Annotated in this window: 11 protein-coding genes; 4 read left to right on the forward strand and 7 right to left on the reverse strand. The window is 57.0% G+C overall.

Annotated elements, in window-relative coordinates:
• Positions 1 to 138 precede the first annotated feature (138 nt).
• A complete protein-coding gene (locus tag AC0V6W_RS05055) occupies positions 139 to 2487 on the reverse strand; it encodes a YbcC family protein (RefSeq protein WP_486147784.1) in 2349 nt (782 codons plus the stop codon).
• A 93-nt stretch (positions 2488 to 2580) separates the two neighbouring features.
• Positions 2581 to 4161: a proton-conducting transporter transmembrane domain-containing protein gene (locus AC0V6W_RS05060; protein WP_486147786.1), complete on the reverse strand. Its 1581-nt coding sequence runs from the start codon at positions 4159 to 4161 to the stop codon at positions 2581 to 2583.
• A gap of 154 nt (positions 4162 to 4315) precedes the next feature.
• On the opposite strand from AC0V6W_RS05060, the gene AC0V6W_RS05065 reads away from it, so the two are divergent.
• The 3 genes from AC0V6W_RS05065 (at position 4316) to AC0V6W_RS05075 (ending at position 6595) form a co-directional block, all read left to right on the forward strand.
• Positions 4316 to 5215, forward strand: a complete 900-nt coding sequence (locus tag AC0V6W_RS05065) for a LysR family transcriptional regulator (RefSeq protein WP_486147788.1) — start codon at positions 4316 to 4318, stop codon at positions 5213 to 5215.
• Between the two features lie 138 nt (positions 5216 to 5353).
• On the forward strand, positions 5354 to 6058 hold the full coding sequence (locus AC0V6W_RS05070; RefSeq protein ID WP_486147790.1) for a response regulator transcription factor: 705 nt from the start codon (positions 5354 to 5356) through the stop codon (positions 6056 to 6058).
• A gap of 3 nt (positions 6059 to 6061) precedes the next feature.
• On the forward strand, positions 6062 to 6595 hold the full coding sequence (locus AC0V6W_RS05075) for a hypothetical protein (protein WP_486147792.1): 534 nt from the start codon (positions 6062 to 6064) through the stop codon (positions 6593 to 6595).
• Positions 6596 to 6598: 3 nt separating this feature from the next.
• Here AC0V6W_RS05075 and AC0V6W_RS05080 read toward each other — a convergent pair whose 3' ends face one another.
• From AC0V6W_RS05080 to AC0V6W_RS05090, 3 genes are all read right to left on the reverse strand, one after another.
• On the reverse strand, positions 6599 to 8722 hold the full coding sequence (locus tag AC0V6W_RS05080) for a CHASE2 domain-containing protein (RefSeq protein WP_486147794.1): 2124 nt from the start codon (positions 8720 to 8722) through the stop codon (positions 6599 to 6601).
• Between the two features lie 96 nt (positions 8723 to 8818).
• Entirely contained in the window at positions 8819 to 10120 is a 1302-nt protein-coding gene (locus AC0V6W_RS05085; protein ID WP_486147796.1) for a FecR family protein, read from the reverse strand.
• Positions 10121 to 10222: 102 nt separating this feature from the next.
• Positions 10223 to 10876, reverse strand: a complete 654-nt coding sequence (locus AC0V6W_RS05090) for a bifunctional 4-hydroxy-2-oxoglutarate aldolase/2-dehydro-3-deoxy-phosphogluconate aldolase (protein WP_486147798.1) — start codon at positions 10874 to 10876, stop codon at positions 10223 to 10225.
• Positions 10877 to 11004: 128 nt separating this feature from the next.
• Here AC0V6W_RS05090 and ppc point away from each other — a divergent pair, with 128 nt between their 5' ends.
• Positions 11005 to 13671 carry a phosphoenolpyruvate carboxylase gene (ppc, locus tag AC0V6W_RS05095; RefSeq protein WP_486147800.1) on the forward strand — a complete coding sequence of 889 codons (2667 nt, stop codon included), beginning with the start codon at positions 11005 to 11007 and terminating at the stop codon, positions 13669 to 13671.
• 70 nt (positions 13672 to 13741) lie between these two features.
• Here ppc and AC0V6W_RS05100 read toward each other — a convergent pair whose 3' ends face one another.
• Entirely contained in the window at positions 13742 to 17398 is a 3657-nt protein-coding gene (locus AC0V6W_RS05100) for a hypothetical protein (protein WP_486147802.1), read from the reverse strand.
• A 5-nt stretch (positions 17399 to 17403) separates the two neighbouring features.
• Positions 17404 to 25746, reverse strand: a complete 8343-nt coding sequence (locus AC0V6W_RS05105; protein WP_486147804.1) for a putative Ig domain-containing protein — start codon at positions 25744 to 25746, stop codon at positions 17404 to 17406.
• Positions 25747 to 26168 lie beyond the last annotated feature (422 nt).

A 26168-nucleotide genomic window follows, 5' to 3' on the forward strand; every position in this document is an offset into this window, starting at 1 on the left:
ATCGCACAGATAAACAAAGCGGGGCTGCCCTATAGCGGGCGAGCCACGATCAAGCCGGAAATTGCTAAGACCCCCATCCCTATAAGGATGCCCGCGTAATGCAAGCTTGACCGCGATAATCCCGCGCGCTGCGAGGCCTCACGCGGCCAGCAATTCGCTCGCTTCGTGATCCTGCCACCCTTTGCCCGGTATATAGCGCGCATCCACTTTGCCATCGGCCAGCGCAAACAGATGCAGCCAGCCATTGTCGAACAGATCGCGGACTTGCGGGTGCGCTTCGAGCACTTTGGAAAGCTCCTCACGCGGGGCCTCAATCATCACGGACAGCCGCACCGGATCATGCATCAGCGCATCGCCGTCATGCACGCTTTGCCACGGCAGACCGGGACGCAGACGCCCGCTATTGCCTTCGATCACACCAATACCGCCCACGACATTGTGAATAAGCTTGTTGCCCCCGCCAAACACATCGGGCGCAACCGACGAGCCGTAATATTGCAAGCTGATCCAGCTCGCGACGACAACCGGCGCTGTCATAATCAACTCGAGCGTGGAAAAGCCGCCATCCGCTTTCCAGTCATAATTGTGCAGAAACGCGCGGCCGGACAAATCCTTGCCAGCGGTCGCGCCGCGCGGGGCCGCGATAAAGGCAGCGCATCCCGCCAAACCCCATTCAGGGCGTACTTCGGCCCAGTTGCGCGCGCGCAGATCAATATCGCTCCAATGCGAGCCGGGCAGTTTGGGCGCGCGTTCGGTCCGCGCAATGGCAGTGGCTTCATCCAGCCATTCGCTCACTTCGTCCATCGCATCTTCGAGATTTGCAGGCAGATCATCATCATACACCGTCACCCTGTCGGTGGTCGTATCATGCAGACCTGCGACAAACCGGGTATCATCCGGCACGCAAATGCCGCGCAGCGCAAGGCCTGAGCGGGTTTCGGGATCGTTGAGCAAATCTGCCAGAATGCGCGCCGACACATCGCCTGCATGACCGCCGCACGCGCCGCAGTGATAAGCGCTTTCATGCGGGTTGTTGGTGGTGTTGCCGCCGTGACCCAGCAAAAGGACTATGCGCGCAAAATTGCCGGTCAGGCTCATCGCTTTCAAAATGCTTTGCGCGGTGTCGCATTTGGTTTCAGCAGACATATCGCCGATCACTTGCGGGGCCGGGCTTTGCGCCTGATTTTCCGACCGGCCAAGCGAGGATTTCATCAGCTTAACCGCGTAAAATGGACCCATGGATTCCACAAAAGCGAATGAGGAAACAGCCGCCTGACGGAACCTGCCCCATGCCCGCTTTGTCCGGGCCAGGATGCGCGTGTCAAAATCGGTTTCCGCATCGCCTTGGCTGGTGGTGTGCATTGCCGGGTTGAGCAGAACCGGCAGACGGTTTTCGATAACGTCGGACCCGTGCGGTTTGTGCGCCAGCGGAAGGCCGAAAAAGCCCGCAAAGCCCAGCGTCTCGATCCCGCCATCGACGCTTTCGAGCGCGCGGCGGAACACTTCGGAGCGCACATCAATGCAGAACGCGGCCTGCAACAAAGTGCCCGATTGGCGTTCGCATGTGCCTGTCAGCTGTTCTGCCAATTTGCGCTGATGCGCTCTATCAGCAGCATCTTGCAGAATGGCGAGAGCGGCCTGATCGCGGCTGGGGGCAACCGGTTCGCCGTGGGCTGCGGCAATCAATTCCCATTTATCCGCAACCTGCGGGAACTGGGCCAGCAGCGCCTCTTCCCAGATGAGCCGGATCGCCAGCATTCCTGCAAGCGTTTGATCGCCTGTGCCTGCCATTTCGGCCTGCCACAGCATCCAGCGCGCATGCTGCGACCACCCGCCAAGGGTCATATACAAACGGTGAAACGCGGTTTGCGCCGATTGCGCGCTTAATCCCAGCGCATCAGCGGCGGCAACAATCGCGCGTTCGGCTGTGTCAGGCGCTGCCGCGACATGGGCGCAAAACCCTGTCAGCCCTGCAATTTCCGGTGTCAGATCATGCACCGCAAAAGCGCGCCATGCGCTATAGGCCTCTTCGCCCGGCGCAGGGGACCACAGCGCCTGACCGCGATCAAACTGTCCTGCGGCCCAAATGCCAAAGGTTTTGTCGATCACAGAAGGCCAATCGGTGCCGCTGGCTTCGGCAGCAAGATCGGCAATCGTTGGCAATGCGGCATCTTCGGCCAGCCGATCAATCGCGGATGCTGCCAGTTTCAGCATAGCGGTTGAGCTTGGCTTTTGCGGCAGATCGCTGGCGTCCAAAGCGGCTTCCAGATCGGCATCGGTGATCGTGCCATCTGCAATCGCGCGTTCGTAAGCAGCCCCGGATTGCGTGATGCGCGCACCCGCCACACGGGCCAGCCGCGCCGATGCCGTCGCCAGATCTTCGCCCGACTGTCCGAGAAACGGATTGACCGCAACGGTCGCGTCCAGCGGGAACGCAGGCGGAATTGCTCGGGCAGCGGCTTCGGCTGCTCCGAGGATTTCTGACATGCGCGCCGGGGTGATTTGAGAATGCTTCAGGAACATGGGATCAATCTTTCGTGAAAAATCGGCAAGAAGGGGCTCGGCAAAAAATAGCTGCTCTTATTTCAAAGGCTTGGTCGCAAAACCGCCAATGGCGCGGTCGAGCAGAGCGTTAAGGTAAAGCCCATTGGCCAGGTGCACGCGCAATCCGGCAGTGGAGGGGTGATGCGCCCACAGGGGGAACAGCGCCTGTGCAAAAGCGACCAGCCCGAACGAGGCAACCGCCATCACGATCAGCGCCCATTCCAGCGGGCTTGGCACGGGCGCTGCGGGAAGGCCTGCACCCCACACCGCTTCTGCCACGACCTGAAACCCGAAATAACCAATCGCTGCGGCAATCGCGGTGCCAAAGGTGCGCTTTGCCAGTTTTTCAGGCGCTTCATCGGCAAGGCCCTGTGCGACCAGATATGCAACGCCGAAAATCAGGATCGCGCCAAGGGCATAGGCCTGCGGGCTTTTCGCGCCAAACATTAGCGCAAACAGGCTGGCAATGCCGCCATACAGCAGCAGCGCAAGGCCAAAGCTTTTGAGAACCGCCGCGATGCTGGGCACAGCCACAGGGCCAGGGCGGCGAATGCTGGCGACATCCTGCACCGCTCCGCCCGAAGACAGGAAAGCGTGCGCTTTATACAAAGAGTGCGCGATAATGTGCAGCAGCGCGAGCGTCCAAAGGCCCAGCCCGCATTGCAGCAGCATAAAGCCCATTTGCGACACAGTGGACCATGCAAGCGCGGTTTTGACAGCCGATTGGGTCAGCATAACCGCAGCGCCAAACAAAGCGGTGAACCCGCCAATCATGGCGAGCGCAGCCATCGCGCCCGAACTTTGCGAAACCAGCGCAGAGGCGGCAACCAAAAGGACGCCGCCTGAATTGATAATGCCGGCATGCAGCAGCGCAGAAACTGGCGTTGGCGCTTCCATCACCTCGGTCAGCCAGCCATGCAGCGGGAAGGATGCGGTTTTGAGCGCGGCGGCCAGGATGATGAACCCAACCGCGATATGACCCAGCGTGCCAAGGCCTTGGTTTGTCACGGCCATGCCCAAAGCGGCCAGATCAAGTGTCCCGAACGCGGCGATCAGCAAAGCTGCCGCAAGGATCAGCGCGGCATCGGCAGTGTGCCAGACAAGCGCGAATTTGGTGGCGGCGCGGCGCGCTTCTGCTCGGCCCGGATAAAACAGCAGCAAACGGCGCAAAGCGATGCCCACCGCAATGGTCGCTGCGATCATCACGGCAAAGCTGCCGGCCTGCGCAAACACCAGAACCGCAGCCAAAGTGGCCAGCATCAGCGCGTGGAACGAGCCCTCGCGCTCCTCACCGTCAATGTAAGTGCGGCTGTAGCGCATAACGATCCAGCCGATAAACCCGATCAGCAGCGCCATCGACGCGCTGACCAGATCGGCCCGCAGTGAAAGCGAAAAGGCCCCTTGGGTCAGGGTAGCGGGCAGCGCGCTGCCCACGGCCGTTTGGATCAGGCCCGCTGCCGTCAGCAAGCCAGCGATCAAAGCCGCGCTTTCAGACAGACGCGGGATAATGCCGGGGCGCTTGCCCGGACGGCCAAGCGCAATGGCAGCAGCGGCCAGCAGCACAAGCGGCGCGAGAAATGCGAGCGAGAAAAACGGTGTGATAACGGGCGAGATCATCGAAAGAGGCTCCTGCGGGTGGGGTTGGGTTGCAGATAGCCGGGGGATGATATAAATAAAAATTCATATATTGATCTTTATCGTTCTATTTTATAGAACTTTGGAGCATTGCCTTGCCCCTACCCTCACCCCCACCTTCAACCCCAAGCTCAGGATGTACTTTATCAACCTGCACCACCTCCGCCTGTTCAGAGCAGTCGCCAAAGAAGGGTCATTAACCGGCGCTGCCCGGCTCTTGAACATCTCGCAATCAGCGGTCTCCACCCAGATCAAAACGCTGGAGGGATCGTTCGGCCACGACTTGTTCGAACGGCGCGGGAGAGCGCTGCATCTGACCGAGGCAGGCCGCATTGCGCTTGACCATGCTGACGAGATTTTCCGCACCGCAGATCACCTCACCGCAACGCTGAACCGGGCAGAAGGCCAGCGCAAAGTGCTGCGGATTGGGGCGCTTGCTACGCTTTCGCGCAATTTCCAGATGCGCTTTATCGAACCGCTTGCCGGGCGCGATGATGTTGAGGTGATCTTGCGATCCGGCGCGCAAGAGGATTTGCTGCAGGGGCTTCAGGCCTTGTCGCTCGATGTAGTTCTGACCAACCTAGCGCCTGCCCGAGATGCTCAAAGCCCGTATCTGCTTCAGCGGATCGATGAACAGGATGTCAGCCTGGTCGGCACACCCGAACGCGCAAAAGCTGCGGGTCTGGATGAAGGTGAAAGCGGCGCGGAGACTGAGAGAATAGCCTCCATCTTGTCGTCATCCCCGCTGATCCTGCCAACACCCGAAACGTCTTTGCGCGCCAGTTTCGATGCTCTGCTAGCCCGGCTGGGAGTGGTGCCCAAAATCGCTGCCGAAGCCGATGACATGGCAATGATCCGCCTGCTCGCCCGCGCTGATCTTGGCCTGGCGGTCATCCCACCCATCGTGGTGCGCGATGAATTGGCCAGCGGAACTTTGCGCGAGTTTGCCAAATTGCCTGCAATCAGTGAGGTCTTTTACGCGGTCACGATCAAGCGGCAATTCACCAATCCGCTGCTTGAAACTGTGCTGAGCTAGAGGCCGTTTCATGCTCTCAGCTTCTGTAAAAGATTGCAAATTGGCGGCTTTTTCAACCCCCAAGCGCTGGATCAGAGCCATCACCCCATGTAGTTAGCATTTTACAAAGGTATTAAATCGATTGTGAGGGGACCAATCATGCGCGTTGCACTTGCTGATGACGAACAAGAGCTGCTCGACCAAATAGCAGCCATCGTGCTGTCTGCCGGGCACGAGGTGGAAACATTCAAGAACGGGCTTGAGCTGCAACGCGCGCTTCAACGCGAAACCTTTGATGTGGTGATGCTGGATTGGAATATGCCGGGCCAAACGGGGCTCGATATTCTGTACTGGGCATCAGAAAATCTCCCCTCTGCACCGCCTTTCATTATGATCACCAGTCGCGGTGAAAAAGATGACATTGTGCGCGGCCTCGAAGCAGGCGCTGTTGATTACATCACCAAGCCCGAAAGCGACGATATCATCCGCGCACGGCTTGAAGCGGCTGGGCGGCGGATTGGGGCAGATCGTCCCGAAACCGAAGTTCAGTACGGCAAATACACGCTTGATCGCAAAGCCAAGGAAATCGACTTTGATGGCAAAGCGGTTGCCGTTACGGCGAAGGAATTCGATCTTATCGATTTGCTGTTCCAAAATCTCGATCGGCCCCTGTCGCGCGGCTATCTGTTTTCGAGAGTTTGGGGCGGAAATATAGAGCTTGAGACACGAACAATCGACGTTCACGTCTCTCGCTTGCGCTCTAAACTGGAGCTGAAACCGGACAATGGATATGTCATTCGGACGGTTTTTGGTTTCGGTTATCGTATGGATGCGTATATCGATGAGGAAACTGCTAACGGGTAAGGCATGACACAACCTCAATATCGCTCTACCAGCCTGCTACGTTTTGTGGGTTTGGGCATGAGCTGTGCTTTATTGACGAGTTGTTCGGTCAAAACCCCGCCGCAAGTGCGATCCAGCGTCGGCGCGGCGCAAACCATTTCTCAAATCAACTTGATTGAACCTGCCGCAGAGCAGACCCAGCGGCTAAGAATGCACACCGCTATGTCCAGCGCGCTGCAAGCAAAAGGCGTGCGGGTTAGCAGGGATGCAAATGCAATCGGCGAAGTTGCGATTGCCCGAAGCGCCAGCACGGTAGGTCTGTATGCGAGCGAAGCTGGCGGGTCTGATGAGAATGCCCGCCCCATCGCTGACACGCGCGAACCGCACTGGCTGGACACTTGCGAAGCGTCCCGGATTAAAGCGAGCCTTGCGGTATTTAATCGCAGTTCCGGAGACCTGATTAAACGCTCTGAGGTTGAAACCACGACCTGCGTTGATGATTCCTTGCCGGTTGAGGAACTGGCTCGGTTGCTCGCCGCTGAACTTACCGGAAATTAGGCTTTAGCCTGCGTCAATCCCGCTGCACGGCAACGTGATCTGGAACCGTGTTCCTTGCGTGTTGCGGGTTTCGACATCGATCTCAGCATTGTGTTCATCGATCACTTTTTTGACATAAGCGAGCCCCAGCCCCGCGCTCGGCCCGGCCTCGGTATCGCGCGCACCGAAGCGGGCGAACGTATCCTTCACCCGCTCCGCTGGCAGGCCAGGCCCATTGTCCGCGACCCAGATGAGCAGGCTGTTGTCGCTTTGGCGTGACAGGCCAATCGACACGGTTTCATTGCGCGGTGAAAACTTGATCGCATTGCCAATCAGATTATCAATCGCGCGCGACATGGACGATGGGTCAACCTGGCAGAATTCCGGCTCGGCTGAAATGTCCGCTTCAAACGCGATTTTGCGCCGTTTGGCGAGCGGGTAGGCACGGTCCATGGCTTCATAAAGCAACGCGCCAAGATCGGTTTCCTGCGGTTTGACGCCCTCATATTCGAGCCGCGCAATCTGCACGAAATCATCAGTGAGTTTAAGCGTGCGGCGCGCCTGTTTCTCAATCCGCGTCAGCCGCTCTTTTTCCGGCAGAGCCTGCCCCGCAGCCCCCACCAAACCGACAATGGCCGCTTGCGGGGATCGCATATCGTGCGAAAGAAACTCAAGCATTTCGCGCCTTTGCCGCTCGCTCTGACGGATAGTGCTGATATCGCGCAAAGATACGATCTGGCCCCCTTCGCGCATGGCAGTTTCGGACGAAGCCAAAAGGAAAACCCGGCCATCCGCAAACTCAAGCTCTTGCTTTTCGCTATCCATGGCGGCGCCCTGCTCGATCAACAGCTGCGACAACGTAAGTCCCGTGCACGCGCCTTCCTTGCCAAACACCGATTCCGCTCTCGTATTCATCAACACAAGACCGCCATCAGCATCAAACACCAACATAGGATCGGGAGAACCCGACAGAACTCGCCGCAAAAACGACAAACGCTCGCGTGTTTCGCCGATCAGTCCGCGCACCTGACTGACCTGTTTGGCAATGGGATCAAAACCGCTGTTGTCAGCTGCATTGCTGTCCGCTTCAAGCCCGCCCATCGCAACCGCTTCTGTCTGGAGAAACCGGCTAACAGAGCTCAATCGACGCCACCCCCACACAGGGTACGCCAGCAATATTCCAAGGATTGCCGGGAACACAGGCAGCCACAGGTCAGCAAACAGCACCATCCCAAACGAAAGTGCAATCAGCACCGCGATCAGGCCAAGCGAGGCGCGCAAAGTCCAGCTTGGCGGAAATTGCCAGAAAACCAGAAAAAGGATCACGATGGCCGCGATCAACAAGGCTATCACGATTGCGGGGCGCACTTCGGTTATCAATTCGCCGCCCATCAGACCGCTAAGCAAACTCGCCTGCATTTCAACGCCAGCCTTGATCCCGCCCGCATAGGCGGAAACAGCATAGCGATCCCCCAGACCTTGCGCGGTTGCGCCGATCAGCACGATCTTGTCTTGCAATATGGCTTTGGGTGTTGCGCCCGTGATCACATCGGCTGCACTTGGGTCTTTGAACGAACCGGGCGGATGCATCGGGGCTATCGGTTCAACGCCCGTTTCCGGCAGATCCTGCGGATCGCCGCCAAGCGCTGCAAATGCGGTTTGCGCCAGATGATCGTGCGCGGCCTGCGTGGTCTCGAGTTCAAAATCGAACCGCCGAACAATCCCGTCAGGATCCGGCTCAACAAAGACATGCCCAACATCCAGCGCGCCCGCTTCAAATTGCGGCAGCGGCATCAATGGCTGGATCGCATCAAGCGTATTGGGCGCGCGCATCACCGAATGCGGCAAAATCACATTGCCTGCCTCAGCAATCGCCTGCGCAAGACGTGCATCGCTTTCAGGCGCGCTTGGATCGACAAACAGCACATCGAATATGATCAGCTTTGGCTCATAACCTGCCAATTGTTCGATCAGCTCGGCATGGCGCTCTCTATCCCACGGCCAATTTCCAATTTCCGTAACAGCCCGGTCGTCGATGGCGACCACAACGATATCGGGATCGGGCTCTGCCAGGCTGAGATGCGTGGCCAGGTCGAGTAGCCCGGCATCCACTTTTGCGGTCCAGTCCTGATGCCATGCAACCAGCACAAGTAAAAGCGTCGCCGCCAGCAGGACGAACCACTCACCAAATAGTCGAAACGTTCTTAAATGAATTGGCTATGCTCCACCAAAGCCCAGCCAAACTTATTCGCTGATTACCAGTTCTTGCACGGGGCCCCACACTTTTATGACATCACCTTCGTCAATTTGGAATGAAGCGACTTTCCATTGATAAGTGGCAGGCTCCAGTTTCGACACCAAAACAGCCGTATCGCGCAAGGCAACCTCATCGACCACCAGCACGCCGGGATCCTGAGCATTCCACAATTGGAACGCGTAGAACACCTCGCCATCGCCTTGCGTGCGCCAGGCAAATTTGAACGCGTCTTCAAGGCTGGAAGGTTCTGCTCCTGCTTCAACCCCTGCGCGTTTCCGGCGGAACGTTTGGACTTTGGAAAAACCTTCGAGCCCCACTTCGGATATCGCCCGCGAGCGGATAAAATACCGACCATCTTCAAGGTTTTCGAATTGCGCGGCGGTGTCGGCATTGATCGTTTCGGTCACCACATCCACAAAGCCCGCATCGGTTGATATCTGAGTGCGGTAGCCCACGGCCCCCTCGACAGGCTGAATGGCAAAGCTGGCGACCTCAGCGGTTTGGATTTTGCCCGGCTCCACCAGATCCGGCGCAGGCAGCAAACGCTCCTGCTCTCCCAACCCATCGGTTGCTGCGGAAAGGCCAAAGCCAGCCGCTGTGGGTTGCTCTGCATCGCCTGCTGCAACGACCACTTGCCCTTCGACCACTTCGGTCAGGCTAATGTCTTTATTGGGCATAAAGCCAACACGAAAGCCCGTGCCGCGCACCGCTGTCACGGCAATAGGTGTGCCCACGCGGTAGCGGCCATCGCCGTTGATTTTGGGCGCAATCACTTCGCTGCGACCTTCGAGCACGCGCAATTGCACATCGATCTGATCGTTGATCAGATAACGCCGCGCATCGACAATGCGCACGCGCGAGTTTGACGGGATCGCGACGCTCGAATTGCCGTCACCGGAAATAGAAACAAAACTGTTGCGGCCCGTCACAATCTCGACGTTCTCGCGCAGCAAAAGCCCGCGTTTTGCCGTCAGCTTACGCCGGCCTTGGACAAAACTGACATTGCCTGAAAAGCTCTCAACCGTCAGTTTGGCCGGGCGATGTTTAAGCAAACGCCGCGGAATACGCAGCTTTTTCCCAATCTGCATAAGACGCGGATTGCGCACCCGGTTAAGCCGCCGCACCTCTTCCAAAGCTGCGCTGTTAATCAGGTAATCCCCGGTCAATTCAAACAGGGTGTCCGCAGGCTTGACCGTGTAGCTGACATGCCCATCGGGTGCTGCAAGAACTTGGCTCGGCATGGCCACCAAGAGGCTTGTTGCCAACAGTTTCAAAACGGCTTTGCGCATGTCACGCTCCTTTTCTACGGTGCAGACTAGCAGCACGGCATCGCAAAATCATGTCCAAGGCGATTGTGAAATGTGTTTTTACAATCCGCGCGGCTTTCAGCTCTAACGGGCCGTATCTGGCCTCACCTTGGAAGCGACAGCAATCGCTTCTTGAGCCAATCTGGTGATCGCGGAAAAATCGCCGCTTTCCACGGCATCTTTAGGCGTAAGCCAGCTTCCGCCGCAGGCAACAACGCTGGGCAAAGCAAGGAACTCGCCAAGGTTGCTCGCCGAAACACCGCCAGTGGGCATAAAGCGCATTTCGCGAAACACCGAAGACAGAGCCTTTAGCATCGGCACACCGCCCGCCAGACTGGCTGGGAAGAACTTCACCTCTCGCAGTCCCATGGCAAAGGCGCGCTGCACTTCGCCTGCTGTCATCGTGCCGGGGTAGAACGGGATATTCTCCGACAGGCAATATTCTGCGATATTGTCGACCAGCCCTGGCGAAACGATAAATTCCGCTCCGCTCGATCGCACCGATTTCGCCTGATCAAGCGTTAGGACAGTGCCCGCGCCTACAATCAAGCCTTCGGTTTGCGCTAGAATGGCTTCCATGCCTTTTTGCGCATCCTGGCTGCGCATCACAACCTCAATCACGGTCAATCCACCTGCGCCCAAAGCCTTGGCAGTGGCAACCGCACGGGCGGCATCATTTTCGCCAATGAGCGGCACAATTGGCGCCGATCCCAATCGGTTTGACAATTTCTCTTTCATAAGGAGCCTTTTATCCCTTTTTTATTGCGCGCGCGCGCAGCCGCTTTATCGCAGACATCTCCTCCCCCAGTGCAATTGACGCGGCCATTTTGCAACCTTGATCGCCGCCTTCTTTTAGGAGAACATTTTTGACGACACGCCCTCCCATTCAGCAAAACCCGGATATCCGCTTTCTTGGAAAGCTTTTGGGTGATGTTATCCGCGACCATGCGGGCGAGCGCCTGTTTGAGCGGACCGAACATATTCGCTCTGCCAGCATCAATCGCCATCGCGGCGGGGAACTGGTTGATCTGGAATTGGATCAATTGTCGCTCGATGAAACGCTCGCCTTTGTGCGCGGATTTGGCCTGTTTTCCATGCTTGCCAATCTGGCCGAAGATCGCGACGGGATCATGGCGGATACCGGGCTTGATTTTGCGCAAGCCGTAGAACGATTGGGCGAACACGGAATTGACCGCGCTCAGATTGTCGAATTGCTGTCAAACGCGTTGATCGTGCCTGTGCTGACCGCGCATCCTACCGAAGTGCGCCGCAAAAGCGTGATCGATCACCGCACACGGATCGCTGATCTGATGAAACAGCGCGATGGCGAACTGGCGGCCGGCAAGGATGCAAGCGGAGTTGAAAACGCCATATTGCGCCAAATTGCCTTACTTTGGCGCACTCGCACATTGCGCCGGGATCGCCTCTATGTGACCGATGAAGTTGACAATGCGCTCGATTTTCTGGGCGGCGTGTTCCTGCCTGTCCTGCCCGAACTTTATCACCAGTGGGAAGACACTTTGGGCGAGCGGCCTGCCAGCTTCCTGCGGCTGGGCAGTTGGATCGGCGGAGACCGGGATGGCAATCCCAATGTAACCGCTGACAGCCTGCGATACGCGCTGGGCCGCGGGGCAGAGACAGTGCTGGGGTTCTATCTTGAACAATTGCACGACCTGGGGCGCGAATTGTCGATCTCCAGCGAATTGGCCGATATTGAGCCTGATATCCTTGCGCTTGCCGATGCCAGCGATGATCTGTCACCGCACCGGCTTGATGAACCCTATCGCCGCGCGATTATCGGGATCTATGCGCGCCTTTCGGCCACTTACGAAGAAATTTGCGGCAAGCCGCCTGCTCGCCTGCCGAACAGCCAGCAGCCCGCCTATAATCACCCCGATGACCTGGAAAGGGATCTGCGCGCCATCGCCCGCTCGCTTGAAAAACTGGGCGGCGCGACCCTTGCTTCCAGCGGAGCATTGGGCCGGCTGATCCGCGCGGTCAAAACCTTTGGCTTTCATTTGGCGACGCTGGACATGCGCCAGAACAGCTCTGTCCACGAGCGCGTTGTCGCTGAACTGCTCGCCAAATCTGGAGTAGAGACAGATTACCTCGCACTCGATGAAGACGCGCGCGTGGCTATCTTGCGCAAAGAGCTGGCGGGCCAGCGCCCGCTGCGCACGCCATGGGCCGAATACAGCGAGGAAACCGTCAAGGAGCTCGCCATCATCGATGCGGCTGCCACGGCGCATGCGCAATACGGCGCGAACTGCATTGTGCAATACATCGTTTCCATGGCCGAGACGGTCTCTGACCTGCTCGAAGTGCATGTGATGCTGCGCGAGGCTGGGCTGTACCAACCGGGCGAACAACCCAAATGCGCGATCATGGCGGTGCCTTTGTTCGAAACGATTGGCGATCTTGAAAACGCGCCGGGCGTCATGAAAGCCTATTTCGCGCTGCCCGAAATCGCCGCAATCACGGCCCAGCGCGGCGCGCAGGAAGTGATGATTGGTTATTCGGATTCGAACAAGGATGGCGGCTATCTCACGTCCAGTTGGATGCTCGCGCGCGCCAGCGAAGCGCTTGCTCCCGTCTTTGCTGAAGCAGGCGTTACCATGCAATTGTTCCACGGACGCGGCGGATCTGTTGGACGCGGGGGCGGATCAGCATTCGAAGCCATTCGGGGCCAGCCGCAAGGCACTGTCAATGGCCGCATCCGCATCACCGAACAGGGCGAGGTTATCGCTGCAAAATTTGGCACACCCGAAACCGCAGCCGCCAATCTCGAAGCGATGGCCAGCGCCAGCGTGCTCGCCACACTGGAGCCTGAACGAGTGCCCATGGCTGAATATGAACGCTTTGCAGGTGCGATGGACACGATCAGCACCAATGCGTTCAATGCCTATCGCGATCTGGTGTACGGCACGCCAAAATTCGTCGATTTCTTCCGTCAGCTCACCCCGATTGCAGAGATCGCAACACTGAAAATCGGATCGCGTCCAGCCAGCCGCAAAGCGTCTGATGCGATTGAGGATTTGCGCGCCATTCCCTGGGTGTTTTCCTGGAGCCAGGCGCGTGTCATGCTGCCCGGCTGGTATGGAGTGGGCCATGCGCTGGGCCAGTTTGAAGATAAGGGCCTGCTGCGCGAAATGGCGCAGACATGGCCGTTTTTCAAAAATGTCCTCGCCAATATGGAAATGGTTTTGGCAAAATCAGACATGGCGATTGCGGCGGAATATGCGCAATTGGTCGAAGATCAGGATTTGGCTCAGCCCATTTTTGCGCGGATCAAGGACGGCTGGCAAAACACGCACGATGCTCTGCTTGATGCGACCGGGCAAAGCTATCTGCTGGAAAAGTCGCCGAAGCTGGATGCGTCGATCCGTTTGCGCTTGCCCTATATTGAACCGCTCAACCTGCTTCAGCTGGAATTGTTGAAGCGCCACCGTGCCAATGAAAGCGATGCGCGGATTGCAGAGGGGATCAAGCTGTCGATCAACGCGATTGCCACTGCGCTTAGGAACAGCGGCTGACAAAACAAAAGCGGGCCAGCATCGCAATGCCGGCCCGCTTTACCCTGTTGCCATCAAAGCTTTGGTCAGATCAGAACTTGCCAAGCAGGTTCACAAAGAACCCATCGCTCGAATAGCTTTGATCGGTCAGATCGGTTGAGTAATCCGACAGGCTGTAACCCACACCGATTTTCGCATTGTTGCCGATATGGCGGTAAATCGCCGCCAATCCGCCCCAGCGATCATCGCCTGCAATGTCATTGGTGAGATAGCTGGTTTCAACGACCACATCCCATTCCTTCACAAGCCGCCAATCAAGCCGCAGCACACCCAATTGTGTGCTGCTGGAGACGAACTGGTCGCTTTCGCGGCCCAACGAAACGCTGCCTTCGCGCACCGCGTATTTCGCTCCCAAAGTCAGCGTTTTGGTGAGGTCAAGATTGCCATCGATTGAGAACACATGGCTGCGCTGTTTGGGCGCTGCCAATGTCCCGCCTGCTGTCACCTGACCCACAGGGCCAAGGTCTTGCAGGAAGGTGTAACGGGTGAGCAGGTTGAACCTGTCATGATGGATCGGCCGGTAAGCAAAGCCGACCGTCCCCTCGACATAATCAGCGAGCCGCACATCGTCGGTTTCGCTATCAGCCAGTGCAAAATTCAACCGGCCAAGCGCGCGCCAGTCAGGATGCACCTGAACAGAGGCGGTGTTTCGCACCAGCCAGACATCCTGATTGCGGTTTTCACCTTTTTCAAAACGCCCTTCGACATTGGTGGCAAACTGGAACTTCTCATCCGTATAACCAAGGCCAAGCGTGAATGCGCGGCGAGTGAACACGCCGGTTGAAACATCGTCAATCCGGCCATTTTCGAAACTGCCGGACAAGGACCAGTGCTCGGACGGATCCCAATTGAGGCCAAAGCTGCGCACCAGTGCGGGCGCGGGGCCAGCATGCTCAATACGGTTTTCGCCAAAGATCGACAAAGCGGTGTTGAACCGGTGCCGCGCGCCCAATGTCAGCGTGCCGCGATTGGCATTCGCCAGCGAGCTGAGCGGTTGCAGCCCCAGATCGGTGCGATCAGACAGCAGGGTATATCCAAGATACGCCTCTGACCCATTGCCATAACGATGCGCCAGTTCAACCGCTGCGCCCAGACCGCCATCGCCTTCGGAAACCTCAGCGCTGATAGTGGCGCGGTCGGTCACTTCGGCTTTGCCGCCGACACCGAAGCGGTTGTTGCGTTGACGAGCGGCATCGCGGTCCAAAGTCAGCTGGCCAAAGCCATAGACCGACCAGTTCTTATCCAGCGGATCATAACCGAGCTGCAAAGCTGCATCGGTGCGCGCGCCATTTTGTGCGCTGTTGCCGATAAGGCCTGCGGCCTGATCATCATGGCGCACACCAAGGCTGAGCGAAATCTCGCTATCCAGCGCCTGCGTTATATCGGCAGAGGCCACCGTGCGATCACCAATCCCATCGCTGTCGAGCATTTCGATCTCAGCAGCAAAACGCGTGGTCTCACCAATTTTCGCATCAAGCGCTGCGCCCCAACGGGTGGTGTCCGTTTGGGTCAATTGGCCATTGGCGCTGAAGCCTGCTTCGAAGTCTTCGTAAAAGGCCGTCAGCTTGCCAAGGTCTCCAGTGGACCCAGAGACTTCCGCAAAATCAACCGCAATCTCGCCGCGAAAGGCGTTCGCTTTAATGTCAGCGACGCCCGTTGCACCGATATTGGTGAAAGACAGGCCGCCATCGACCGAATTGTTCTGGCCAAAGCCAGGCCCTTCGGATTGAGCAAACTCTGCCTTGGCATAGGTGCCTGCATGCAGCCTTATGGTCGCATCGCCTGCGATCAGGGTCTGGTCCGCCGCATCGGTCGTCTCGCGCTGAGCGGTCGCGCCCAGTTTTACGACATCGCCAATCCAGCCTGAAACTCGTCCGCCAAGCGTATAGCCCGACACATCGCCGACAGTCGGTGTGAATTCATAACGCGCGACCAGCACGGGGACATTGCCCGGCGCAGAGCTTTGCCGCACCAGCGAACCGTCAGCCACATAAGATGACAGCGGATTGAGCAGGACAACGCGGCCCTGGAAATAATCGATGTCGTAATCTTCCTGCGGACGCAGATCGCGCCGCGAAAGGACAAGACCTGTATCCAGATCGCGAACTTCGACGCTCAGCCGTTCCGAACCCAGCGTAATATCGCGCCGATTGAGGAAATAGAGCGATCCGCCCGTCCCGCGAAATTCATCGCGGCCCGGAATGGTGCCAGGATCAGAAGCAAAAGCAGTGACCTGAAACTTGCGTTCGCCAAATTCGGTAGTGCTAAGCGAATTGTGATCGATGATCGCACCGAATGTCCCGCGGTTCAGCTGAGCGAGTTCCGCTTGTTCGATATCGGCAATGTAATTACCGATCAGCAGGCTGGAATCGTTCTTTTGCACTTTGAGATAGAACCGCCCTTGCGTCGGAGCATCTTCTACAAGCGTCGAATCGTCACCATAAGTGGTGTAGAATTCATCGGAATCGAGCCTGCGCAGCAATTGGCGCGGATCTTTGCGATCCAGATTGCTGAAGATATCTTCCAGCAGCGTCTCGCCTGTATCCAGCGCGCCCGTAATGGTCACACCGCTTTTCAATCGGCCCTTGGCATAAAAGGCCGCGCGCGATGCGACATTGTCGCCATCTGTTAGCGGATCGCCGCTCACTTCTACCGCAGTTGCCCCGCCATTGGTGGAGACGAAAGTCAGATCGCCCTGACCAACGATAAACCAATCGTCTTTTTCCGCTTCGACATCGCGGGTCGCGGTGAAATTGACAGCATCAGCAGTGCCGATGCGGACATTCACTTCATCCGTGCCGCGATCAACGATCTGCTGACTGACGAAGAAACCATCCTCATCAATTGGCACGGTCTGCCCTGCAACCTGCACCCGGTCATTGCCAGCAGGCGCATTGCCCGTGACAGTAACGGTTGTGCCGCGTTCCACGCTGATATTGCGGATCGCTGCTTCGTCTTGGGTGCCAAACAGCGGACGAACAGGTTCTACCGGATGATCGAACTGTTTTTCCAGCACTGTCAGCTCGTGCGGCTGTGTCTGGTCAAAACGGCCCTTTGCATCATAAGCGCGGAACACAAAGAACAGCTCAGCAAAGTCGATGCCCTCGGGCGTCCAGCGTGCAACGCCATCCTTATTGGCGGTTACAATGGCAAGCGGCTCTGAATCGACGCTTACACCCTGGCGGAAAATCCGCACCTCACCCTTTTCAATGAAAGTCGGGTAATTGGTGTAAGTGACAAAAGTCGCCTCGGTATCTTTGACAATCGCGCGTTCGCTATCGCGCAATGCGACAGCCAGCACCGGATCCACATGGATCTGATCGGTACGCACTTTGACCGAATAGGGATTTTCTGCCGTGCGCTCTTCGGGAGCATCCAGAGTGATCTGCATGCCTTCTTCGAGCACGAGCACTTCGGGCTGAACTTCCTGTTCAAGCGCGGGTTCCGCCACAAAGACATTGGCGCGGTTGCCCTGTTCACTGGCTTCGAGCGAAGCAAGAGTTGCAGCCGCGCTCGCATTTTCGCCAGCTTCCGGCTTTTCGTCATCTGCCAACTTGGCCGTATTCAAGGCCGCAGCAGGTGATGCTGCGGTCAGGCAGGCCGTGGTCGAAACGCCTGCCAACATGATCACTTTCAAAGCGGCCTTGTTCGCGGTGGGCGAGGTGAAGATGGTGTTAGATTTTTTCATTGTCTTCACTCCCCGCCCGCGCTGCTGAGGGCAGCACCATTGGCTGCGCGCACCATGTTGGTTTCGATGGTGGGTGGTGGCCCATCCCATTCATCGTCGGCAAAGGCAGCCTCGATCGCGGAACGCATCGTGCTCAGACGATCTGCGATCATCGCATCATTCTCACTCGCCCCCGCAGAATAGGTCACCTGGATCACCAGACGCTGTTCTTCGAGACGGGCCAGATCAGCCAGCTTGCCAGCAAAGGCAGGCTTTAGAACGACACCGCTTTCGAAGGCCCGATCATCAATCGCGATGGTGATGACGCGGCCTTTGACCACTCCGAAGTTCAACTCGCTGATCTTACCGCGTGTGAGGCGGATTGACTGCGGGTTGTCAGTGGACGGCGTGTAGCCATCCGGGATGGTGCGCGGATCAAGTTTGAGCACGAAGTTCGAACCGATCTGAGCATTTGGCACGGCTGCACAAGTGATGTGATAGCGACCAAATTCGTCAGTCGTGATCAGCTCACCATTGACCGTTGCGACACGCGCGCCCGGAATGCCCGGCTCGCCTTCGTCCTGATATCCATCGCCATCAAAGTCATCGAAGACTTTGCCGATGATCTCAGCACAATCGAAGATTGCACTTGCCGTGATTGTCACGACCGCCTGGGCCCGGTTGGACACCTCGGCATTGGAATTGCCGTTCTGTGCAACCGCTGTGTTGATCCGGTCACCTTCACTGACACCTGCCCCGATCACCGCGATGATCGAATAGACGCTGGTTGCATTGCCGGCGAGGAATTGATCTTCCCAGCGCAGTTCGCGAACCGCTTCGGCGGGTTCCTCGGGCACATCATTCACCCGTGCAGATCCGGGCACATATTTGAAGCCTGGCGGAAGGATGTCGACGATATCGACATTGTCGCGGTCAGTGGCTTCAGTGTTGCGCACTGTGATCGTGTACGGAACCAGCTCGCCCACACTTGCCGTGCGCTTGGTGCTGGTTTTGGTCACCAACAGATCAGGCCGATCGGTGAAGGGATCAAGCGGGATGTGGTTGTTCACCACATTCGCATCGCCCTGCGCGATCAGGAAGCTGAGGAAGTAGGTCGTCGGCTCGCCCACTTGCGGTGCGCGCGAGTTTGGCACAACCGCTGCGGGATCACCAAGACCTGCAACATTCAACGAACCGTCTTCAGGTGCAATGATAGTCGATACGGGATCAGCAAACCCATTGGGCGCAGTCACCTGAAGCGCATATTCGGTGCGTCCCACAGGACAGGCCGGATCAGCGCCAGCGACAATGTCAAAGCGATAGAAGCCGTCAGGACCAGTGATCTGACCCGATTGGCTGGGATCGATATAGCAGACATCGGGCAGGATATTGCCAAACTGATCAACCAGATTGACGACCGCACCTGTCACTGGCTGACGCGAGATCGCATCGTAAACGACACCTGACGGGTCAATTGGCTGGTTCTGATCGGTAGTAGTGGTTCCGGCGGCGATCGTAATATCTTCGATCGAGCCAAACTGCGCGCCGCCATTGGGGCTGAAGAAGCGTACTTCATAGTCATCACCTGCAAGCAGGTCTTCGACTGTATAGAAACCATCCGCATCGGTTTGGACGGTGGCAACCACTTCGCCATTACGCACAACCTGCACGGTCCAACCGGTCTGCAGATCCTCTCCGCCTTCGAATGTGCGGTTGAGGTTTTCATCGAGGAAGACCACGCCGCTAATCCCGCCAGCTGTCGGTACGACATTCAGATTGACCGTCGCAGTGGTGCAATTGGTCGGGTTCAGAGCTTCGCAGATTTGATATTCGAAGCTGTAATCACCCTCTGGCGTGCCGCGTTCGACACCCACGATACCGGTGGCCGGATCGAAAGTGATACCGGGCGGCAGCGATGAACCAGGCGCAATTGTCAGGATCGCATTGTCGGGCCCCGCGGGCTGGCCATCAATTGTATCGCCATCAAAGACGTTGAGGACATTAGGCTGGTCAAACGAGCTGTCGATTTCAACTTCGCTGTCATCGGTCGCTTCAATCGGAGCCGCGATCACGGTTACCGTCGCGGTCGCCATGGTGCAATTGGTCGGATTGAGTGTCTCACAGATCTGATAATCAAAGCTGTAAGTGCCAGCAGGAGTGCCCGGATCAACCGAAATGCTGCCAGTGGCAGGATCGAATGTGAGCCCTGCAGGCACTGCCGATCCCGGTGCAACCGTAATCGTGACATTGTCCGTTGTGGCAGGTGCGCCGTTCAGCGTGTCACCGGTCAGAACATTGAGCACATCATCTGCACCATTCGCGCCGACGATATCGTTCACGCTCACATCTTCTGCGAGGATCTCAGATGCCTCGACTGGAACGGTAACCGTAGTGGTCGCGCAATTGGTCGGGTTGATCTCTTCGCAGATCTGATAGGTGATCTCGTAATTCCCAGCAGGGGTGCCGGGCGGCACATTCACCAGGCCAGTGGCCGGATCAAGCACAGGCACCAGCCCGCCATTCACCGGATCAGCAGGTGTTACGACTGTGATATCCACGGTGCTAAGGTCCGCTGGCACACCGTTCAGCGTGTCATTGGGCAGAACATCGATCACGCCATTGGCACCATCAGCGCCATTGGTGGGCGCTGCCACATCCGGATTGGCTTCAATCGGCGCGGCGATCACTTCAACAGTGGCTGTCGCGGTTGAGCAGTTCATCGGGTTGAGGATTTCGCAGATCGTATAATCAAATTCATACGTGCCAGCAGGCGTGCCCGGATCAACCGAGATATCGCCCGTTGCCGGATCGAATGTCAGACCTGCGGGGACGCTGGAGCCGGTCGCAACCGTGATGACGACATTACCCGTGGTCGCCGGATCGCCGTTCAGCGTATCGCCGGTAAGCACATTGAGCACATCATCGCCGCCATCAGCGCCATTGATACCGCCCACGCTGTCATCCACCGCCGCTATCGGAGCCGCATCGACAACCACTGTCGCCGTCGCAGTTGAGCAATTCATCGGGTTGAGGATTTCGCAGATCGTATAATCAAATTCATACGTGCCAGCAGGCGTGCCCGGATCAACCGAGACGCTCCCCGTCGCCGGATCAAATGTGAGCCCTGCAGGAACGCTGGTGCCGGTTGCCACAGTCAGCGTGACCGTGGTCAGATCAACAGGATCACCATCAAGCGTGTCATCATCAAGCACATTCAGGACATCATTTTGCCCATCAAGGCCATTGATACCCGTCGCGCTGTCATCCACCGCAACGATCGGTACCGCATCAACCGTGACGGTTGCAGTTGCAGTTGAGCAATTGGTCGGCACTGCGATTTCGCAGATTGTGTAATCAAAGCTGTAAGTGCCAGTGGGTGTACCCGGATCAACCGAGACGCTGCCCGTTGCTGGATCGAATGTCAGACCAGCCGGGACAGTTGAACCTGTCGCCAGCGTGATGGTCACATTGCTGGTCGTCGCTGGAGCGCCATCGAGCGTATCGTCATCAAGGACATTGAGAACATCGGCCTCACCATCTTGCCCGTTAACACCAAGCCGCGTGTCATCAACCGCCAGAATAGGCGTCGCATCAACAGTGACCGTTGCGGTCGCAGTTGAACAATTCATCGGGTTGAGGATTTCGCAGATCGTGTAGTCAAACTGATACGTGCCGGCAGCCGTGCCCGGATCAACCGAGACATTGCCCGTCGCAGGATCAAATGTGAGCCCGGCCGGAACCGTTGAACCCGTGGCGACTGTAATCACAACCTCGCCTGTTGTTGCCGGATCGCCATTCAGAGTGTCGTCATCAAGGACGTTGAGCACATTGGCTTGGCCCACAGCGCCATCAATTCCTGATGCACTGTCATCAACTGCAAGAATAGGAGCGGCATCAACATCGATGGTTACTGTCGCGGTCGAGCAGTTCATCGGGTTGATCGTCTCGCAGATCGTGTAATCGAACGTGTACTGACCAGCAGGAGTGCCCGGATCAACCGAGACATTGCCCGTCGCCGGATCAAAAGTAAGGCCAGCCGGAACGGTGAAACCGGTCGCGACCGTAATCGTCACATCGGCAATATCTGCCGCTGCACCGTCGAGCATGTCGTCATCAAGGACATTGAGTACATTGGTCTGACCCGTCAGGCCATTAATGCCGGTTTCGCTGTCATCAACCGCCATGATCGATGCGGCCGTGACTTCGATGGTCACCGTCGCAGGTGCGCAGTTATCAGGATCATCCTCATCGCAGATTTCGTAATCGATAGTGTAGGTTCCAGCAGGGGTACCAGCGGGAACATCGACGAGCCCGGTCGCCGGATCAAGCACAGGAACCGACCCGCCATTGATCGGAGTGGCAGGGTTGACGATATTGATATCGATTTCGCCCAGCGTAGCAGTCGCGCCATTGAATTCATCATTGTCGAGCACATTGATGATGTCATCGCCGCCCATCGCGCCAACAACTGCCGCCGGATTGTCATCATCGGCATCAATCACCGCATTGGGGCGGTTCTGGAAGATATAGCCTGTCGCATCAGTGGACGCCGCAAGAACAACCGCACTGATCGTATTTTCAGCGGCGCTATCGCCAAAGGTACCGTTGTTGACTGTGCCGCCAACAGAACCTGCGGTTTCCGCGCGGTCATAGAAGGCAGGACTTTCGGTTTCGACAATCTGATAGCCGTTTGAATCGGATGGCGGCAGATTGGGGAACGTGTAATTGCCATTGCCATCAGTCGTGGCGGTAAAGCTGACCATATTTCCAAACGCATCATCACCGCTGAGCGTTACCGTGATGCCGGACTGGCCTTCGCCTGCGTCAATTATGTCGTTCTCATTGGCATCACCATAAACGGTGCCTGACAAGGACGAAGGCTGGATTTGCGTGTTGGCAGACCCATCATTGTTGCTGTTGTCAGGGTCTTCGCTGAGCGGATCGCCAAATCCATCAACACCTGGCGTAATTGTGGCAGTGTTGGTGGCGTTGGTCGGTGCGACATCACCGGAATACGGGGCCTCTGCCACGGCAAACACTGACAGGTCGACCGTGTTGGCAGCACCCGCCGGGAAATTGCCCGTAACTGTGCAAGTGATCGTGCCGGTGCCGGTGCAGTTGACACCAGTCACACTGGCCCCGCTGCCGCCGGGGATGGAGGTGCTGGGCGCAGGCGTTGCCGAATAGACGAAGCCTGTCGGCAGGACGTCCGTAATGATGACTTCAGTCGCGGTCGATGGGCCATTGTTGCGGAACTGGATCACATATTCGACCGGTTCGTTCACACTGCGAAGAAGCGCGCCATTGCGAACCTTGCTGACAATCTCAAGATCGGTTGACGGAAGAACAGTCGTGTTTTGCGACGCCGTGTTGTTGGGCAGTTGAGAATCTGCACCAGCGCCAGTCGTCGAGGTTTGCTCCGCCGCTGTAACTTCAGCCGCGTTGCCAAAGGTCACAACCCCCGAAGGCGGCGTGCCGCCCGTGGTAAAGGTCAGGCGGAAGATCACCTGATTGCCGGGGTCGAGGAAATTATCCGCCGTGCTGGTCGTATCGATCCGGCACAGCACATTGGCACCAGAAGGCGAGCAACCCGCGTTCGGAGCAGCCTGCAAAGACAGCCCGCTATTGGCAGCAACCGGGTTAATCGTGACGGTATCAAGCGTCATCGTCAGACCGGACGGCGGCGCAGGAATATCTGTCAGCAGGACATCAGTGGCGCGCGACGGGCCAAAGTTCGACACGCGAATGTCGTAATTCAACGTCTCGTCAAAACGCACCGGATCATCGGTTGCGGGATTGGTTTCAACCTTGGTGACGGCCAAATCAAAGGCTGGCGGGTCAACATCATGGACAAGATCAAAGAAATTGTTGCCGGCATTGGGATCATTGCCGCCATTGCTGTCCAGGCTGCTGGTCTCAACCGTCGCGCGGTTCGTGAACGAGGTTGAGCCAAATGGGAATTTAGGCAGAACTTCGACTTGAACCTGGCGGATTTCATTGCGGATGAACTGGTTGAGATTACACGTCACTGTACCGGTTGCGGGCACAACCGAGCAGCTTCCACCGGGTTTCGTAGTTGTGGGCGTGCCAATAATGTCAAACAAGGCAGGATCGATTACATCGGTGACAACCACGTCTTCGGCCGGGTTTGCGCCATCATTGCGCACACTGATCAAATATGTCGCTGGCACACCAACCCGCATGGGGTCAGGCGTCACACTTTTGTTGTTGATCGTCATGTCAGCGACAGGGCCAATCGTGTAATTGGCATCATCGCTGTTGTTGCTGTTGTCTGTTTCTGTCGTGTTGGACGAGAAAATTGTCGCGGTGTTCGTAAACGTGCCGCTGCCAAAGGGCCGCTCAACGCGCAGAACGAAAGTCTGCGGCGAACCCACGACCAGATTGTTGAAATTGATATCGACCCGGTTGTTGTTCGGCTGATAGCTGAAAGAAGGGGCGGTCGGGGTAGTAAAGCTTTCAAGCGTCACCCCCGTGGTAAGGCCGCCTGAATTGATAACGTTTGGAAGCAGATCACGAACGCGAACATTGGCCGCAGGATCGCCAGTGCGATTGCGGGCAACCAACTGGATGTAGAAGACATCAGTCGTATCGGGGATAGTCAAATTGCCAGTAAAGCCGCTCGATGGCGAGAGGCTGACCGATTTGTCGATCGTCAGATCAGCAGAGGAAGTCGTCGACGTTACACTACGCGAAGAGCAGTCATCGCCCGAAGGGCTGGCCGCTGACGACGGGGTATGCATGGAACCTGCGGTTGTATCAGTGCAGGCCTCGTTCGTGATGGCGCCATTTGTACCGGCATTCGCCTGAGTGATCAGCCGCAGTTCAATGTCTGACCCTACCGCCAAGGTGCCTGTCGTGTTTGTACGACAGGTAACCAAAGTGCCGCCCGCATTAGGCGCGGTTGTACAATCGAATTCCGCAGGACCACTGACGAAAGTTTCATTCGGACCCAATTGGTCGGTTATGATCAGAGGGCTGGCAGCGGAATAGCTGGCAATTGATGGACCATCATTGCGTACAAATATCCGTGAAGTAACGTTCGAGCCGGGCGCAACAGGGTTAGGAAACTTGCTCTTGGTGCGCAGGCGAAGATCAGCGTTGGGCTCTTCAACCTCAAACTGAACCGTATCGGTGTTGTTGCTCGCATCGGGATCGGGAAATCCAGCAACAGGCGTTAGAGTGGCAACGTTGTTGATCTGGCCGCCCGTGGCAGAAGCGCCGGTAACCGGAATATCAAAAACAGCCTGGCCCGGCGCATTCAACGAACCGGCGGTACACGTCACCGTCTGACCACTTTGCGTACAACCGGCAGGCAGCGCACCAATGGTGAGTGAAGAGTCAATGGTATCAGAAATCGTGACACCAGCCGGCACGGTCTGCGGACCCGTATTGCTGATCGTCAGCCGGATCGTTGCACTTTCACCAACGATGATTGTCGACGGCATGGACTTTTGCGCGGCAAGATCGCTGCCCGCCTCGACATTGGTCACAACGGTGTTGGAAGTGTTGTTCGACAAGTCAGGATCGAGCGTTGTCAGCTCTGTAATTTCGACGCTGGCGATGTTCGAGATTGTTCCAGCTGAATTCGATATAATCTGGCCGACAATCGAGATATCGGGATAAGGATTGCCCGGAGCGGGTGCCGCACCTGAATAGTCGCACGTAACCGTTTGGCCTGATCGCGAGCACGACCAGCCAGTGCCGCCTGCGCTTTGGAAATCAAAATCGGATGCGGCCGGGAGGTTGTCGACCACTCGCACAGCGGAGGTGGTCGAGGGGCCATCGTTTTGAACAGTCAATGTGTAAGTTAGCGTTCCACCAGCAATTACGTTGGGCGCGGACCCTGATTTGGCGACTGACAAATCGGCACCGTTACGAACCGTAGGCGTGATAGTAACAGAATCATTCCCGGAGTTGGGGTCGGTGATGCCTGCAGCAGAAATAGTAGCCGTCGTGGACGCAGCGCCGCTTGTAAGCGCTGTCGCGGTGTAACTGAATGTCTGCGGACTGTTTCTTACCAGGGTGGGCAGATTACAAGTGATGGTCTGCGAACCAACAGCGCCGCTGACCGAACAAAAGGCCGGCACATCGCCGGCAGTGACTTCGAAGTTTGAGGGTACATCAATCGTCACGACCGGATTGTTCACGGCCTGCGCGCTGTTATTGGCCGCAGTTATCGTGAACGTCGCATCAGCCGATTCCGCGACCGGATCAGGCGCAGAGACATAATCGGTTATCTGCAAATCCTGAGCGCTTGCGGCAGTGCCCATGGTCAAAGCCACAAACCCGATCAGCAACCATTTCAGATTAGCCAAAAGCTGTTCGGTCAGTCGTCCAAAATACCGCATTTTTGCGCACCCACATGAATAAACGCAGAGCCCCCTCAGAGCGCTGTCATCATTTTGCGCTAGAGCAGCATCCCTAACAAATCCTTGCTTAAATCTTACTTATACCCCGAATAGGTGCGCTAAGGCTTCGATTTCATAGGATTTTACAAGTTGCGCCGGTGGCACCAAAGGACTGAGAAATGCGCGCCCATAAAAGAGTTCGTTAATGGTGGGGTACGACTGTCCGCTACACTGAAAAGCTCACTTGCATAACTTACAACACTCTTATGGACAGCGTATTTTTACGGATCAAAGCGGCGATACATCTTAGCGAGACATTCCGAGGCATGAAGTTCGGACAACCCAATTGATGCCTGATTGTTTCGCCGCACAGCAGCGCAGGAAGAGATGTCTGTGTCCCAATGAGCCGCTGCGCTTCAGGC

It is taken from the genome of Erythrobacter sp. JB1-7 (assembly GCF_057365015.1).

Bases quoted from the DNA above. Each gene is read 5' to 3' on its own strand.
- AC0V6W_RS05105 (WP_486147804.1), bottom strand. From the start codon at position 25,746: ATGCGGTATTTTGGACGACTGACCGAACAGCTTTTGGCTAATCTGAAA.
- AC0V6W_RS05090 (WP_486147798.1), bottom strand. From the start codon at position 10,876: ATGAAAGAGAAATTGTCAAACCGATTGGGATCGGCGCCAATTGTGCCG.
- AC0V6W_RS05065 (WP_486147788.1), top strand. From the start codon at position 4,316: ATGTACTTTATCAACCTGCACCACCTCCGCCTGTTCAGAGCAGTCGCC.
- AC0V6W_RS05070 (WP_486147790.1), top strand. From the start codon at position 5,354: ATGCGCGTTGCACTTGCTGATGACGAACAAGAGCTGCTCGACCAAATA.
- AC0V6W_RS05085 (WP_486147796.1), bottom strand. From the start codon at position 10,120: ATGCGCAAAGCCGTTTTGAAACTGTTGGCAACAAGCCTCTTGGTGGCC.
- AC0V6W_RS05075 (WP_486147792.1), top strand. From the start codon at position 6,062: ATGACACAACCTCAATATCGCTCTACCAGCCTGCTACGTTTTGTGGGT.
- AC0V6W_RS05060 (WP_486147786.1), bottom strand. From the start codon at position 4,161: ATGATCTCGCCCGTTATCACACCGTTTTTCTCGCTCGCATTTCTCGCG.
- AC0V6W_RS05055 (WP_486147784.1), bottom strand. From the start codon at position 2,487: ATGTCAGAAATCCTCGGAGCAGCCGAAGCCGCTGCCCGAGCAATTCCG.
- AC0V6W_RS05100 (WP_486147802.1), bottom strand. From the start codon at position 17,398: ATGAAAAAATCTAACACCATCTTCACCTCGCCCACCGCGAACAAGGCC.